15 protein-coding genes are annotated in these 15,169 nt (G+C 34.4%); 7 read left to right on the top strand and 8 right to left on the bottom strand.

The features are described 5' to 3' along the window. Positions 1–61 precede the first annotated feature (61 nt). The 5 genes from Dongsha4_RS14040 to Dongsha4_RS14060 all read left to right on the top strand — a co-directional run bounded on the left by Dongsha4_RS14040 (position 62) and on the right by Dongsha4_RS14060 (position 5,103). Positions 62–1,357 (top strand): competence/damage-inducible protein A, encoded by a 1,296-nt coding sequence (locus Dongsha4_RS14040; protein ID WP_330202968.1) that lies wholly within the window; start codon positions 62–64, stop codon positions 1,355–1,357. A gap of 518 nt (positions 1,358–1,875) precedes the next feature. After that, complete coding sequence (locus Dongsha4_RS14045; RefSeq protein WP_330202969.1) at positions 1,876–2,235, top strand: hypothetical protein; 360 nt, start codon at positions 1,876–1,878, stop codon at positions 2,233–2,235. Between the two features lie 10 nt (positions 2,236–2,245). Further along, positions 2,246–3,289 (top strand): polysaccharide pyruvyl transferase CsaB, encoded by a 1,044-nt coding sequence (gene csaB / locus Dongsha4_RS14050; protein WP_330202970.1) that lies wholly within the window; start codon positions 2,246–2,248, stop codon positions 3,287–3,289. Between the two features lie 202 nt (positions 3,290–3,491). Beyond that, positions 3,492–4,199, top strand: a complete 708-nt coding sequence (locus Dongsha4_RS14055; RefSeq protein WP_330202971.1) for a WecB/TagA/CpsF family glycosyltransferase — start codon at positions 3,492–3,494, stop codon at positions 4,197–4,199. Between the two features lie 79 nt (positions 4,200–4,278). After that, positions 4,279–5,103: a 1-acyl-sn-glycerol-3-phosphate acyltransferase gene (locus Dongsha4_RS14060; protein WP_330202972.1), complete on the top strand. Its 825-nt coding sequence runs from the start codon at positions 4,279–4,281 to the stop codon at positions 5,101–5,103. Between the two features lie 61 nt (positions 5,104–5,164). Here the strand turns inward: Dongsha4_RS14060 and Dongsha4_RS14065 are convergent, their stop codons facing one another. The 3 genes from Dongsha4_RS14065 to Dongsha4_RS14075 form a co-directional block, all read right to left on the bottom strand. After that, a complete protein-coding gene (locus Dongsha4_RS14065; RefSeq protein ID WP_330202973.1) occupies positions 5,165–6,766 on the bottom strand; it encodes a radical SAM protein in 1,602 nt (533 codons plus the stop codon). 281 nt (positions 6,767–7,047) lie between these two features. Beyond that, positions 7,048–7,299: a hypothetical protein gene (locus Dongsha4_RS14070; protein ID WP_330202974.1), complete on the bottom strand. Its 252-nt coding sequence runs from the start codon at positions 7,297–7,299 to the stop codon at positions 7,048–7,050. Between the two features lie 154 nt (positions 7,300–7,453). Further along, on the bottom strand, positions 7,454–9,073 hold the full coding sequence (locus tag Dongsha4_RS14075) for a B12-binding domain-containing radical SAM protein (RefSeq protein ID WP_330202975.1): 1,620 nt from the start codon (positions 9,071–9,073) through the stop codon (positions 7,454–7,456). Between the two features lie 166 nt (positions 9,074–9,239). Here Dongsha4_RS14075 and Dongsha4_RS14080 point away from each other — a divergent pair, with 166 nt between their 5' ends. Together Dongsha4_RS14080 and aroQ are read left to right on the top strand one after the other, a co-directional pair. Further along, complete coding sequence (locus Dongsha4_RS14080; protein WP_015220000.1) at positions 9,240–9,377, top strand: hypothetical protein; 138 nt, start codon at positions 9,240–9,242, stop codon at positions 9,375–9,377. A 58-nt stretch (positions 9,378–9,435) separates the two neighbouring features. Then, a complete protein-coding gene (gene aroQ / locus Dongsha4_RS14085; protein WP_330202976.1) occupies positions 9,436–9,882 on the top strand; it encodes a type II 3-dehydroquinate dehydratase in 447 nt (148 codons plus the stop codon). 157 nt (positions 9,883–10,039) lie between these two features. Here aroQ and Dongsha4_RS14090 read toward each other — a convergent pair whose 3' ends face one another. The 5 genes from Dongsha4_RS14090 to Dongsha4_RS14110 all read right to left on the bottom strand — a co-directional run bounded on the left by Dongsha4_RS14090 (position 10,040) and on the right by Dongsha4_RS14110 (position 14,288). Beyond that, positions 10,040–10,843, bottom strand: coding sequence for a tetratricopeptide repeat protein (locus Dongsha4_RS14090; RefSeq protein WP_330202977.1), 804 nt, complete (start codon positions 10,841–10,843; stop codon positions 10,040–10,042). 51 nt (positions 10,844–10,894) lie between these two features. Further along, the gene (locus Dongsha4_RS14095; RefSeq protein ID WP_330202978.1) at positions 10,895–11,752 is read right to left on the bottom strand and encodes an inositol monophosphatase family protein; all 858 of its coding nucleotides are present in this window, start codon (positions 11,750–11,752) and stop codon (positions 10,895–10,897) included. Positions 11,753–11,804: 52 nt separating this feature from the next. Beyond that, positions 11,805–13,271, bottom strand: a complete 1,467-nt coding sequence (gene glcD, locus Dongsha4_RS14100) for a glycolate oxidase subunit GlcD (protein ID WP_330202979.1) — start codon at positions 13,269–13,271, stop codon at positions 11,805–11,807. Between the two features lie 292 nt (positions 13,272–13,563). Beyond that, positions 13,564–13,980: a hypothetical protein gene (locus Dongsha4_RS14105; protein ID WP_330202980.1), complete on the bottom strand. Its 417-nt coding sequence runs from the start codon at positions 13,978–13,980 to the stop codon at positions 13,564–13,566. Positions 13,981–14,084: 104 nt separating this feature from the next. Next, positions 14,085–14,288 (bottom strand): hypothetical protein, encoded by a 204-nt coding sequence (locus tag Dongsha4_RS14110; protein ID WP_330202981.1) that lies wholly within the window; start codon positions 14,286–14,288, stop codon positions 14,085–14,087. Between the last annotated feature and the right edge of the window lie 881 nt (positions 14,289–15,169).

Here is a 15,169-nt window from a genome sequence, read left to right on the forward strand (position 1 = left end):
ACCATTAAATTATTCTTAAACATAAAATTTATTCATAACCAATTACTACTTTTTTGTTATTATGAGTGCGGAAATTATTTGTATCGGGACAGAATTATTGTTAGGTGACATTCTGAATAGCAATTCTCAATTTTTAGCCCAAGAATTAGCTATTTTAGGTATTCCCCATTATTTTCAAACGGTTGTTGGAGATAACTTAGGCAGAATTCATGAGGTGATTAACATTGCGTCCCAACGTTCTTCTATTCTTATTTTTACGGGGGGTTTAGGTCCTACCCCCGATGATCTTACCACAGAAGCGATCGCATCTTTTTTTCAGGAAACTTTAGAAGAAAAATCAGAGATTATTGAAGATATTAAAGTAAAATTTGCCCAAAGAGGGCGAAAAATGACAGATAATAACCGTAAACAGGCTCTATTACCAAAAGGAGCTGACATATTACCTAATGTAACAGGAACAGCCCCCGGCATGATTTGGCAACCTTTTTCAGATAATGTCAACCATCCACAACAAAAATTAACGATTTTAACATTTCCCGGAGTGCCTTCAGAAATGAAACAGATGTGGCGGGATACTGCTGTTCCATTTTTACAGAGTCAGGGATGGGGGAAAGAAATTATTGTCAGTGAAATGATGCGGTTTCGGGGCATAGGAGAATCAGCATTGGCGGAAAAAGTTAATCATCTCTTTTCCTTGACGAATCCTACCGTTGCCCCTTATGCCTCTCATGGAGAAGTAAAATTAAGGGTTTCTACGAAGGCAAAAAATGAAGCTGAGGCGAGAAAAATAATTAATCCTATTGTAGAAGAAATAAAAGCGATCGCTCTTGAAGATTATTATGGCTCGGATGAAGATACCTTAGAAGGAGTTGTGGGTAAATTGTTAACTGTAAGAGGAGAAACCGTAAGCGTTGCGGAATCTTGTACTGGCGGTGGTTTAGGGGCTATGTTTACGGCTTGTGGGGGGAGTTCCGCTTATTTTTATGGGGGTATCATTGCTTATAGCAATCAAGTCAAAATTCGTCAATTGGGAGTATCAGAGGCGGATATAGAGCAGTTTGGAGCAGTTTCTGAAACGGTAGCACAACAGATGGCAAAAGGTGTTAAAAATCGATTACAAACCCATTGGGGTATTGGAATTACGGGCATAGCAGGCCCTGATGGTGGCACTGAGAGCAAACCTGTAGGATTAGTGTATGTTGCGATCGCGCAGCCCCACTCTGTGACTGCATCTCCTTCATCAGAGACAATTAGTTATGAATTAAAATGGGGCATTAATCGGGATAGAGAGACTATTCGCCATCTTACCTGTTGTTTTGCCCTTGATCAATTGAGACGAAAACTTTTAAGTAACTAAGGATTGTGAGGAAAGAGGTTTCAGGTATTAAGGTATTAGGGGAAACAAGTGATGAGTTCGGGGTTCGGAGTTCGGAGTTCAGAGAATTCGCTACGCTCGTAAACTTCTTTTAGTCGTGAACGGAGTGTTCGGAGTTTTTAATTATTCACCCCAACACTATTTACCTTTGCCCTCCCCCCTCAAGAGGGGGGATAAAGGGGGGTTTACCCTTTGCCTTTTTAACTTATTCACTAATTGAGACGGCTATCTTTGACAACTTGTCTATTGATTTAAACATTTATTTGAGATATATAAACAATACCCTTAAATGTAAATCTTGACTATTCATAAAAGATTCTACATTATCAACTATTTAACTCATTAATAATTCATTTAGATAGCCAATGAAAATTAGCCATAATAAATTTTTAAACTTTAATTCCATTATTTTTCTTAGTGTATTTGTTGGACTAAATACATTATTGAATAGCTCTCTAGTTTCAGTTAGAGCAGACTCTTCTCATCAACATGAAATGAAGATGTCAGCCGAAAATGGACATGATCATAAAACTCTTGATGTGTCTAACCTGAAGGACAATCCATCAATAGAAATAGAGATTTTTCCAGATAAAATTAAAGGATGGAATCTATACTTAAATACTAAGAATTTTGAATTTATCTCTCCTAATTTAGAAAATAATAACCCCAATCAAGGTCATGCTCATTTGTACATTAATGGAGTAAAAGTAAGTAGAATTTATGGTAATTGGTACTATATATCTGAACTTCCTGAAGCGGAAAATGAGATTGAAGTTACTCTTAATACCAATAATCATCACGATTTAATTTATAATGATGAGATTGTAGGCGATCGCATCTTAATTCATAATAAAAAATAACTTATAGTCAATGAGAAAAGCAATTATTTGTGGATATTATGGTCAGGGAAATGCAGGAGATGAAGCCTTATTACTGGCTATTTTATCCCGTTTAAATAATAATATTACTCCCATTATTTTGTCTGGTAATCCACAAAAAACAAGTCAAGATTATGGAGTAATTAGCTATTCTCGTCTTCAAATTATCAAAGAAATATTAAAACTAACAAAAAAAGATTTATTTATCTGGGGAGGAGGAAGTTTAATTCAAGATATTACCAGTGTTAAAAGTGCTATTTATTATTTAACCTTAATGGCATTAGCACAATTAAAAGGGGTTAAAACTATTGCCTATGCTCAAGGAATTGGACCGATTAAAACCCCCTTCATTCAATGGTTAACTAAAATTATCCTAAAAAGATGCGATCGCATCAGTGTCAGAGATCAAAAATCAGCTAAACTATTGGATCAATGGGGCATAAAATACTTAATTGCTCCTGATCCAGTATGGGCTTTACCTAGTAAAAAAACAAAAAAAATAGAACTTTTACCTGCTCCAAGAATTGCTGTTAATTTACGCTCTCATCCTAGTTTAACCATTGCCAAAATAGAAACTATATCCCAAGTTTTAAGAAAAATAAATGAGAAAACTAATGCGAGTATAATTTTACTTCCTTTTCAAATATCAAAAGATTTAGAAGTTTGTGAAAAAATAGCTCAACAATTAACAACTAACTACCAGATTTTAACATTAGAAAATGCTCAAGAATTAAAAGGATTATTTTCTCAGATAGATATGCTCATAGGAATGCGTCTTCATAGCTTAATCATGGCTGGAAGTGAAAAGTGTAAATGTTTTGCTCTTAGTTATGATCCCAAAGTAAACAATTTAATGAGCGAAATAAATATCAAAGGATACGATTTAGAAAAATTACCAACTAATATCGATGAAATTTTCCAAGAATTTTTAAACACCTATAACAATCCTAATCCGATTTCCTCTCAGCAAATTCAAAAATTAGCAGAAGATGCCCTCAAACATCAACAATTAATAGATTCAGTTATTAGCCATTAATATTCAAACTCCTTACTTTATTGAACAGGAAATAAAAGATAAATATGAAGAAAATAGACTCTTATAGGTAAAAATTGATATTAATTTTGGTTTTGCACAGAGTATCTAAAAAACAGTTTTTTCCATTCAATGATAAAATAGTGACTCAAAATCCTGTTAGTTCAAATCATTATTTATCCTAACTATTTAACATTGCTATTTTATGAAGACTTTTCCTGTTTTAGGTTTACCCATACATTTGAGTGAAAACTATCAAGATTTATTAATTAGTCGTATCGAAAATAATATCCCCACTCACGTTGTCACCATGAATTCAGAAATGGCGATGATGGCACAAAAAAACACAGAATTAGCCACTGCCATTAACAAAGCGGATTTAGTTGTGCCTGATGGTTCAGGAGTGATATTTTATTTAAAACGTAGAGGACAAAAACAACAAAGAATAGCAGGGATTGAATTAGCCGCTTCTCTCATTGAGGCAATTGGCAAAAAGGGTAAAGACTACCCCATCTGTTTCTATGGAGGAGCAAAAGGAGTAAGTGAAAGAGCCGCCCAGGCATGGAAGAAAAAAGTAACTTCCGCCCATATCATTTACAATCACGGTTATTTATCTGGACAAGAATTAGATAATTGGTGCGAAACCATCAAGAAAGTGCAACCTAAATTAATTTTAGTTGGCTTAGGTGTACCAAGACAAGAATTATGGATTATGAATCATCGTCACCTAGCCCCGAATGCTGTATGGATTGGAGTTGGAGGAAGTTTCGACATTTGGGGGGGAGTTAAAGAAAGAGCCCCAGAATTTTTCTGCAATAACAATTTAGAATGGTTATACCGCCTTTATCAAGAACCATCACGTTGGCGCAGAATGTTAGCCTTACCGAGATTTTTCATTAAAGCTATGATTTGACTCAATAAAACCTAATCAGTCATTGGGAGAAATTAAGAATTAAAATGGGAGATTGCTATTCAGTAATTATTCATTGTATATGTCAAATCAATATTCGGGCTGGTCATTAACAGCTAGAAACCCCGAGGTTATCGAAAAATTAATGCCTTTATGGGGTTTTTTATATAAATATTATTTTCAGGTAAAAACCAGTGGTTGGGAAAATGTACCAGAAGGGCAGGTGTTATTTGTTGGTTCTCATAATGGTGGTTTAGCCGCCCCTGACATGACAATGATGTTGTATGACTGGTTTCGTCGTTTTGGTACTCAACGTCTTGCTTATGGCTTAATGCACCGTAACGTGTGGAGTGCCTATAGTAGTCTTACTCGTTTAGCCGCCCAAACAGGAGCTATTCGCGCCCATCCCAAAATGGCGATCGCAGCTTTGGAGAAAAAAGCCAGTGTTTTAGTATATCCGGGGGGTGCAGATGATGTATTTCGCCCCTATACAGAAAGACAAAAAATAAAATTTGTTGGCAGAAAAGGATTTATTAAATTAGCCTTAAAATATCAAGTCCCCATTGTACCTCTTATTGCGAAAGGAGCACACGAAACTATTTTTGTGGTTGCTAATATCTATAAAGAAATCAAAAAATTAAATCAACAGGGTTTATTCCCATGGATGTTTGATATTGATCCTCAAGTGTTTCCTATATACTTCGGATTGCCTTGGGGATTAGCCGTTGGCCCCTTACCCAATATTCCCTTGCCTTTACAAATTACCACGAGGGTTTGTCCTCCTATCTATTTCCCTCGCTACGGAGAAGAAGCAAGTTGCGATCGCCTTTATGTTCAGGAATGTTATGATTTAGTCGTCAATACCATGCAAAAAGAATTAGATTTACTTTATCTAGGGATTGATTAAAAATGATGTCAGGGAAGTAGGCTATAGGTAATAGACAACGGTAAAATATCTAACTCTGAACTCATCTTATGCCCGTTGATTCAAGATGTTTGACTAAAGTCTCCTCCGTCAACGCCGTTTTTAAATGTTGCCAAGGTAAAACCTGCCCTACTTGCCAATTTTGGTGAACATAATAATCTAACGGCGGAATTTCTCCCTTTAACTCTTTAAATGCCCGTTTATAACTACCGAGAGTATCCCCATAATTACGAGTTAATTCTAACAATTTACTCAAGCGGCGATCGCCTCTGGAAATTAAACCTTGAATAATAGACCAATTATAACTTTCTGGACGAAAATCTACCCCAATTTTACCCAAATTTTTCTGTAAATATTGTAATCGCTTCTTACTATCTTGATTGACTCCAAACCACTGAAAAGGAGTATGAGATTTAGGCACAAAAGTACTGCATCCCAAAGTAATTTTCAATCGAGGAGCGACTTTTTTAACCGCCTTCATCATCTCAATAGTTGCATCTAAATCACCATAATCCTCATGGGGTAAACCCACCATCCCATAAAATTTAATCGCCCTTAATCCTCCTGCTTGGGCATTTATGGCCGCCTCAATAATTTCCTCATTTTCCAGCTTTTTATTAATAATATCCCGAATTTTAGCACTTCCACTTTCAATGGCAATAGTGATAGATTTTGTATCTCGTTTCTTCAGAAAATTTGCCAATTTTTCCGTCACAGTATTAGTTCTTACCGATGCAATACTAACCCTAACATCATCAAATTCAGATTTTCCTAAATAATCAATCAACCCTGAAAACTCAGGATGTTGCGTCACAGAAGCCCCCAATAAACCCAGACGATTAGTTACTTTCAAACCCCTTTCAATGGCAGGAATTAAAGACTTTTCCAAACTAGCCGTGCGAAAAGGCAAAGTTAGATAACTCGCTAAACAAAAACGACACATTTCTGGACAACTTCTCACCACCTCCACCATATAAATATTTTCCCAAGCGGCTTTTTCTGTCACCACTGTAGAAGCAGACAGAATATTTCCCCGATAAGTTTGCTTTTCCACAAAGGAAGGAATATCAGAATTAAGAGGTTTAATATTATCAATTTTTCCATCCTCTTGTTGATAATTAACCTCGAATAAATTAGGGATATAAATACCTTCTATTTTTGCCAAATAATGTAACTTAGAAAAACGACTTTCTTGTCTTATTTCTTGATAAGAATTAATAAAATTATCCAATAACAATTCTCCATCACCCAAAAGAATAACATCAAAAAAATCTGCAAAAGGTTCGGGATTAGCCGTAAAAACGGGACCCCCTCCAAAAATTAACGGATGATTCTCATTTCTATCTTTAGCATAAATAGGAATACCTAACAACTCTAATAAATTCAGAATATTAACATAGTCTAATTCCCAAGAAAAAGAAAAACCAACCAACTCAGGATTGCGGGGTAAACTCTCATTAATATCTGTAAATAAACGACTAACATCCACATCAGGACGAGAACAAAAATTTGCCCATACTAATTGATAACCTAAGCTAGTTATTCCTACAGTATATTCATTAGGAAAAGCAAAAATTAAAGGAATAGCATTAATATCTTTAGATGCAGGAGTAAATAATAATTTTTCTTGTGAAAAAATGCTCATATAACGATAATAAAAAATACAAAAATTTGTTCTATAACTATAATAAAATAATACGATAGCGTTTCCCATCTTTATGGGGTACATTCTTTATTTGTAAGTTTCCCTTATTAAGAGGGATGTAGGCGGATCGAGATGTACTTCATTTAACAAAAAATTGCTATCAATTATATTTAATAAATCAATTAATAATTGCAAACAGAAAATGAATAAAAAATAAAATCTAATCCTGAATAACAAATAATATTTTTAGTTTGAGAAGTAAATTATTGAGGATGAATCTATCACCAAAAATTTTTTAAAATTATAACCAAAATGAAATTTTGCAAAGCTATTATTAATAATAAACCTATAATAATTAATGCAAAATACCGAACAATAAGACTAATCAATGCTTTTTGAATGGCAGTATTTACCGTTTCTTCTAAACCCTCATTTGTCATTACTTTATAGACAATTTTTTCTACCTGAGCATCCAGTTTTTCCGACAAGTTTCGAGGTTTTCTCTTTCCTCTTCTTAAATTATCTTCATTCATTATACAAAAATATTATATCCATTATCAACTTCAAAAAAAAGATAATTTTTTATTAATTTAAACACAAAATATCAATAAAATATTTGACTTATCAGTAATTCCTCATTTCTCAATTTTAGCCCAAAAAACTTAAATTAACTTTAAACTATTTGAACTATTGACTAGCACTAGCAACTAATTCTTTTCTCTTTTGAGAGTAAAAAGAAGCTGATTCTTTACCTTGAGTACATTCTTTAGTAAATTCAATTAGGTGATGACCTACTAAGCCAATACGAATCATAGTCTCTATATCCAATTTTTTTAATGCAGGAATAGCCATATCCCAAAAAATTTGACGATAACTACTTTTTAAACCTACCTGCCAAACTAAATTGCCCATTATATGCAATCCTTTCTTAATATTTGCCCAAGAAACCCTTTCTGGACTATTCGGAACTTCGATACGATTAGGATAAGTATTTTCAGCATTATAAGCAAATCTTTGATATAAATATTTTGGCTCATAAGCAGTTGAAATACAACGTTTCCACATATTTAAAACCTCCTCATAGGGCATCAAAAAATCGATATTAGATTCTCTTGATTCGTCTTCAATAATTCGCCCTTCAGCTTTTAAACGATTCCATAGGGGAGTTTTTGGTAGCGCATAAAGTAGATTAATTGTCAAGATAGGAATTTGAGAAGCATTGATAAACTCAAGAATATTATCTGCTGTCTGTGGTGTATCTGTATCAAAACCGATAATAATACCAGAAACAACTTCTAAGCCATAGCTATTGAGGGTTTTTACCGCATCTAAAATGGGCATACTTAAATTATGTTGTTTAGAAATAGCTTTTAATGCCGATACTTCAGGAGTTTCTATGCCACAAAAAACGGTTGTGAAATAGGCTTCTCTCATCATTTCTAATAATTTTGGGCTTTGTGCAATATTGAGGGTAGCTTCACAGGTAAATTCTATGGGGTAGCCATTTTCTTTTTGCCATTTGATTAAATGAGGTAATAATTCCATTAAGGCACGGCGATTACCTACGAAATTATCATCTACAAAATAAATCGCCCCCGGATTTCCAGAAGCAAGAATAGCATCTAACTCCGTTATTATTTGCTGGGGGGTTTTTAAACGAGGAGAATTTCCGTATAATTCTGGAATATCGCAAAATTCACAGTTATAAGGGCAACCACTAGAAAATTGTATGTTAGCAATAAAATATAGTGATACATCAATTAAATTATAAGCAGGAATCGGAAATTGATCTAAAGGTAGTCTATGCTTCGTTTCAAAAATAATCTGTTTTTCAGGTCTTTTTTGATAATTATCAATATATTCAATAACCTTATCTGTTGCGTCTCCTAATTCTCCTAAATGAAGAATGTCAAAGTCAGGGTAATATTCTGGACATCCAGAGACAGAAGGGCCACCCAGAATGGTAATCTTATCAAATTTATGGGCTAGTTCATTGATTTTTTTGATTCGAGGTTTTTGAATGTGCATTCCACTGACAATGATTGCATCCGCCCATTGATAATCTGCCTCTGTTACTGATTTAATATTTTCATCAATTAATCTTACCTCCCATGTTTGCGGTAAATAAGAAGCAACCACCAGTATTCCTTGAGGAGGCATAAAGCCTTTTACCCCCGGCATCAGAGGATAAGCATGATGAAAAGTGCCAAATGAGCGACTATATTGAGGAAAAATACATAAAACTTTTTTTTTGTTTTTGGGAATGTATTGAGTTGTGTTGGTTTTTGGATGAGCAGTTGCAGTCATTTCAGCTATTAAATGTTGAGGATAAATAAATTTTTTTAATAATAACGAAAATTAGATGATTAAAAATAGTTTTGCTCAAATCAAAGTTTAAGAAAAGTTGCATTTCCCAAAATGAAGGGCTATGATGGTTATATTGAACAAATTAACATGGGAGTCTTCTTGATCAATGGAGCAAGTAGATAAAATCTTAGAAAAACTCAAAGAATGGACTCAAAAAGTTATAGAAGCCTTGTTCGGTCCAGAAAGTCAACCAGAGGCGGAATTAATCCCCATTCCAGTTAAAGATTATCCTCGACGATATTAATAGCAACTCTTACAAAGACTTAAATAGTTCACTAATATTGTTTAGATAGTTAGATAAATTGTCCAACCATAATATTTTAGTATTGCATGGTCCTAATCTTAATTTGCTCGGTCTTAGAGAGCCTAGCATATATGGCCATCAAACTCTGAAAGATATAAATGATATGTTGAGATTAGACGGTGAAAAAATGCAAGTAAGTGTTTCTTGTGTGCAGTCTAATCATGAAGGTGTTTTAGTTGACCAAATACATCAGGCTCTAAGTAAATATCAAGGAATCCTGATTAATGCTGGTGCATTTACTCACACCAGTGTGGCTATTCGAGATGCTCTAACAGGTGTAGCAATTCCTACGGTTGAAGTTCATTTGAGTAACATTTATCGTCGAGAGGAATTTCGTCATCACTCTTATATAGCCCCTGTGGCGATTGGCCAGATAAGTGGTTTTGGTGTCGATAGCTATCGCTTGGGCTTAAGGGCTTTGGCGGATTATCTTCAGAAGAGTTAATAATTGAGGTTGCGTAAAATATAAAATCAATTGTCAACTTTCATGACTCAGGTATTTTTAATCGCTAATCATAAATTGCTAATTGCCCCTTATATCTTTCCAAATCTACTGATTTATACAAGAAGTTTAATAAAATAACCGAGTTTGAGAATGGATGTTAGTTATCAAGGGTGAGGAAGTTTTCCAAGGCAATTACCATTTTAGGAGGCCAACGTCTAACTTCTTTAAGCCACTCTACATTTTTATAACGGCTATCCATACCTACTGTTGCCACCCAATTACTTTCGGCTTCTCCTTGTTTACCTTCTTCCCATAAAACAGCAGTTAAAGCGGCTCTCATGTCGGGAAACATTGGATATTTACGTACTATATTTCGCATTTTGGTTAAGGCTTCCTGTTTTCTGCCTAGCTGATATAGGGCAAGGGATTCATTGGCACTGGCAAAGGCAAAATTAGGGGCTAATTCGGTGGCTTTATGATAGTATTTTACAGCTTCATCCCAGTTTTCTAGTCCTGCATTGGCATTACCGAGGTTATTATATGCCATTGCATCCTCTGGATCTAATTCTAATACTTTTTGATAATCTGCGATCGCATCTTGATATTTTCCTAAACCTTCATAAGCAACTCCTCTATTTAAGTAGGGGTCTGGTGCATCGGGAGCTAATTTGATAGACTCGTTATAATCATCAATAGCTTCGGCAATTTTATTTTGACTAACTCTAGCATTGCCTCTATTACTCCAAACAGCAGGGTTAGAAGGGAATTGATTAATTAATTCAGTCCAAAATTTTTCTGCTTGAATAAAATCTCCTTTTTCTGTTGCCTCAATGGCTTGACGGGCGATTTCTTCTCCTGCTTGTAATTGTGCTTCTGTGGGCAGATTAATATTTTCTTCAGCAATTACAGGGGAAATAAATAGAGATAAGCAAATTAGTAAAGTAATAAAAAATCTGATCATAATTTCTATTGGTAATTTGATATTGATTGCAATTCTAAATCATTTGTAAGATCATTGGTTAATAATGCCTAATATTTGTTGATGAATTTCTTGATTAAAAGCTATTACTAAACCATCTATTTTCATATCATTAATATTTCTAAAAGGTTGAAAATCACTACCATCAAAATGAGATGCGATTGCACCTGCTTCCTTTGCCACAAAAGCTAAACTAGCACTATCAATTAAATTACCCTTATCAAGGACAAAACCAGCTAAATCTCCATTAATTAAGTCTAAATAATCAGGAATATTTTCAGGGGGATTATAGTTAGTGGCACTGCACCAAGTATCAAATATAGGGTTTAATTTAGTCTTTAAAGAGGTTAAAGCAAAACTTAAATAGATTTTATGGGAATTTAAAGATGTTAATTTTAAAGGCTTTGCAAACTCTAGATTATTATCAATAGTTCCCATAAAAGCACCTTTTCCTTTTAGGGCATAAAAGTAGTGTTTTCTTTTGGGTTGTAAAACAAATACTGCCTCATATTGTTTATTTTTGATAATGTTTAAAATAATAGAAAAACAAGATAAATTATCTAAATAAGCCCTAGTGCCATCAATAGGATCTAAAGTAATTAATAATTCCTCATCATCCCCTAAATTTGTTCCTCGGAAATATTTAGTATTGTAGGATTTGGCATATTCTTCGCCAAAAAATTTTAACTCAGGAAATTTTGCTAATAAAGCTAATTCAATGGCAGTTTGAATCGTTAAATCAGCATCCGTTAAAGCAGTGGCATAAAAATTCTCACCATAGTCTTTATCCGGTTGAGTTTGTATTTTTGACTGAATATTACACGCATATTGCCCTGCTAGTTTCAGGATGGGAAGTAAAGTTTTTATGATTTCTAGGGGTTCGATAATCATGAACTCAGAGTTACAATGCAACAACTAAATATTAACCAATTCATAGCAATTCTTAAAATGCGATCGCACCTTTGTATTCAGTTTTTTGAGCGTTAGCAGACTCACCGCAAGTGCGAGGAGTAGGAAAAATTTTAGTAGGGTTAGCCAAACCTTTAGGATTAAAACTACTTCTAACATATTGCATCGTTTCCAAATCCGTTTCCGTAAACATATCACTCATATAACATTTCTTATCGCTACCAATGCCATGTTCACCAGAAATACTACCACCAACACGGACACATAATTTAAGGATTTCTCCCCCCAACTCCTCTACTGTTTCAAAAGCACCCTCAATCGCCCCATTGTAAAGGATTAAAGGATGCAAATTACCATCACCTGCATGGAAAACATTAGCGATACGATAACCATATTTTTCGCTTAATTGATTGATCTCGGCTAACACTTGAGGTAACTTAGAACGAGGTACAACCCCATCCTGTACAAAATAATTAGGGCTAATTTTACCCATAGCCGCAAAAGCGGCTTTTCTACCTTTCCATAACTTTAAGCGAGTTTCTTGATCATTAGCAGAGGTTATACTATCTGCACCACACTGACGGCAAATTTCCGCAACTTTCTCTTTATAGTTTTTCACCTCCACCTCTAAACCATCTAACTCCACTAATAAAATAGCTTCGGCATTGCGAGGATAGCAGTCAGTCGCCACGACATCTTCCACCGCATTGATACTAAAATTATCCATCATCTCCATACCTGCGGGAATGATACCAGCTTGAATAATATCAGCAACAGCTTTTCCTGCATCTTCCACACTTTGAAAATCTGCTAAGACAACACAAATAGACTCAGGAGTTTTGAGAATTTTCAAGGTAATTTCTGTGGCAATGCCTAAAGTACCCTCTGAACCCACAAATAAGCCTGTTAAGTCAAAACCCGGCATTTCTGGAACTTTACCGCCGATTTTGAGAATTTCTCCTTCTGCAGTGACGATGGTTAAACCTAAAACATGATTAGTCGTTGTACCATATTTGAGACAATGAACCCCCCCAGAATTTTCCGCCACATTACCACCAATAGAGCATATAATCTGACTAGAAGGATCAGGAGCATAATAAAAACCTGCACCACTAACCGCTTGTGTTACCCAATTGTTGATGATACCGGGTTGCACAATAATGCGTTGATTATCATAATCAATATCTAAAATTTGACGCATTCTTGCAGTAACGATTAAAACGCAATCTTCCACAGGTAATGCTCCTCCCGATAAGCCTGTACCTGCCCCTCTAGCTATCCAAGGAGTTTCGTATTGATTACAGATTTTGACAATCTCTGCTACTTCTTCTGTGGTTTTAGGTAAGGTGACTAAAGCAGGGCGTTGACGATATTGAGGTAAACCATCGCATTCATAGGTAAGAAGTTCATCTTTTCGTTTGACAACTCCATTTTTACCTAAGACAGATTCTAGTTTTTTAATAATGGGTTGCCACTTATTGTCAATGGAAGATAAAAACATAGCTTATTTATAAAGTTGGGTGAGAGGTAAAAAATTTGAATACTTTTTAAGTTTCTATAATAACCTCAGTTTGGTTTAAGAATATAGGATAAGAGCTAGTTTAATTCATTAAAGAATTTAGCGGTACTTAAACTAAAAATATCAAAATATGAGTCTCAAATCCTTATGAATCAAAGATTTTACATCAATTGATAACTTTTCCTTTGATAGTAGGAGTTTCAGCCATTTTTATCGTGTTTACCTAAATCCTTTACCCTGACTGTATTTTAGGCTATTTTTGTACAAAAATTTCTCAAAGTACCGCTATTTTTTCCTGCCAGTAGTTAACTTCTTCTTCTTGGGGTAAATCACATAAGCCATAAGCCACCAGTTGACGAGTTGCTTTTGTTATCCCCGTAATCGTCACCAAGTTGAGGATACCAATGACTTTTAATACCCTTAAACTATCCTCATCCAAACTTTTACTATCGGCGATTAAGTCGTGAATTTCTATCCATCTTTGCAAATTGGGGCGCGATGTTAACCCCATTCCTGCTGATTCGATAAAATAATCATAGACTCGATCGAGTTTTAATGTCGGTAGGTTATCTTTATCTATAATCGTTTCCGTGAGAAAATTTTTTAAGGAAAAAGGCTCATCAGATGTGATAAAAGTAAATAAGGTGCGATCGTTTTGAGCATAACGCATACACAGAGTTGGTAAAACCAAAGCTGTCAGAGGATGCAAAGGGTAAATGTTTTCTAAGATTGACTTATCAATTTTTTCTACGGATAAAGTCTGATAAAGACTATCAAACCATTGTTGACTATAATCTACAATCCTATCGTAATTAAAAAGATGATAACTTGAGTGTTGAAAAAATCCCTCTTGCCTTTTGCCTCTTGTCTATCTCCATAGGCATCTTTTATTTCCTTACCAACATTAATCGCTTCCCCCATTAACCGCATCATTTGCGCTATCGATTCAGTAAAGGGAATATCCTCAAATCTACCTTGAATTTTTTTTTGCCCATTCATTGCGTTGTATTTTACCTAATCTTTGCCCATATTCGGTAAAGGCTTGATGAAGAATCCCTAAAATATAGACTCGATTGCCGTTAATTGACTCTAATTCTGCTAATTGTTGTAATAAATATACATCTTCTGCTCCTTGATTGTAAACGGCGTATTCTAAATTTTTTCCTAACTCGTCAATAATAAAAATTAAGTCAGTTTTAGCTTGACTAATTATGTCTTTTATTAAGGCAATAATTGCACTATTATTAACAGTTTTTCCTTGCTTTATTAACTCATTAAAAGCCTCTAATTGTTCTTGAAAAAGAGCTTTATTTTTAAGTTTAAAGTTATCTAATCCTATGGATAAAGCCCGAATAATAGTATTGGTAATAGATTCTCTTTGACTAACTGCGATCGCCCTTATAAAACCTTGTTTTGGTAAATTATTTATTAACTGTTTATAGTCTTTAATTAACTCATTTTCTTCCTGTAAAATTGATTCAATAGGAGAAAAAGTTGATTGATAAATGTGACTATTATTAGGGGATAATAAACAACTTAAATAATGACAAAAAGCAGATTTACCAGTACTATAAACTCCTGTTAAAGTCCAACAATTACTATTATTTTCCCTAGTTAAACCTCGTAAAACTCGCCCTAAAACATCAATGGCTTTATCGGTTAAAATATAGCCTTTTAATACTTCTTCATCGTCAACATCTCTTTATAAGTTAATTGATCTAGTGTAACGTCTTTCTAGGGTAAAATAATTAGCTAGTGTAAGATTATTCATAAAAACTGTAAATTAAAAAAAAGTAGGTTAGGTTTCGTACCTCAACCTAACAAATAAACTAGGTGATGTTTTCAATTATAGTAAATTTTGGGTTGCACTTCCTTTAAGC

Source organism: Cyanobacterium sp. Dongsha4, from assembly GCF_036345015.1.
Lineage (GTDB): Bacteria > Cyanobacteriota > Cyanobacteriia > Cyanobacteriales > Cyanobacteriaceae > PCC-10605.

Excerpts from the sequence above, each read along its gene's own strand:
- Dongsha4_RS14040 (WP_330202968.1), top strand. The coding sequence starts at position 62 with ATGAGTGCGGAAATTATTTGTATCGGGACAGAATTATTGTTAGGTGAC.
- Dongsha4_RS14045 (WP_330202969.1), top strand. The coding sequence starts at position 1,876 with ATGTCAGCCGAAAATGGACATGATCATAAAACTCTTGATGTGTCTAAC.
- csaB (WP_330202970.1), top strand. The coding sequence starts at position 2,246 with ATGAGAAAAGCAATTATTTGTGGATATTATGGTCAGGGAAATGCAGGA.
- Dongsha4_RS14055 (WP_330202971.1), top strand. The coding sequence starts at position 3,492 with ATGAAGACTTTTCCTGTTTTAGGTTTACCCATACATTTGAGTGAAAAC.
- Dongsha4_RS14060 (WP_330202972.1), top strand. The coding sequence starts at position 4,279 with ATGTCAAATCAATATTCGGGCTGGTCATTAACAGCTAGAAACCCCGAG.
- Dongsha4_RS14065 (WP_330202973.1), bottom strand. The coding sequence starts at position 6,766 with ATGAGCATTTTTTCACAAGAAAAATTATTATTTACTCCTGCATCTAAA.
- Dongsha4_RS14070 (WP_330202974.1), bottom strand. The coding sequence starts at position 7,299 with ATGAATGAAGATAATTTAAGAAGAGGAAAGAGAAAACCTCGAAACTTG.
- Dongsha4_RS14075 (WP_330202975.1), bottom strand. The coding sequence starts at position 9,073 with ATGACTGCAACTGCTCATCCAAAAACCAACACAACTCAATACATTCCC.
- Dongsha4_RS14080 (WP_015220000.1), top strand. The coding sequence starts at position 9,240 with ATGGAGCAAGTAGATAAAATCTTAGAAAAACTCAAAGAATGGACTCAA.
- Dongsha4_RS14090 (WP_330202977.1), bottom strand. The coding sequence starts at position 10,843 with ATGATCAGATTTTTTATTACTTTACTAATTTGCTTATCTCTATTTATT.
- Dongsha4_RS14095 (WP_330202978.1), bottom strand. The coding sequence starts at position 11,752 with ATGATTATCGAACCCCTAGAAATCATAAAAACTTTACTTCCCATCCTG.
- glcD (WP_330202979.1), bottom strand. The coding sequence starts at position 13,271 with ATGTTTTTATCTTCCATTGACAATAAGTGGCAACCCATTATTAAAAAA.
- Dongsha4_RS14110 (WP_330202981.1), bottom strand. The coding sequence starts at position 14,288 with ATGAATGGGCAAAAAAAAATTCAAGGTAGATTTGAGGATATTCCCTTT.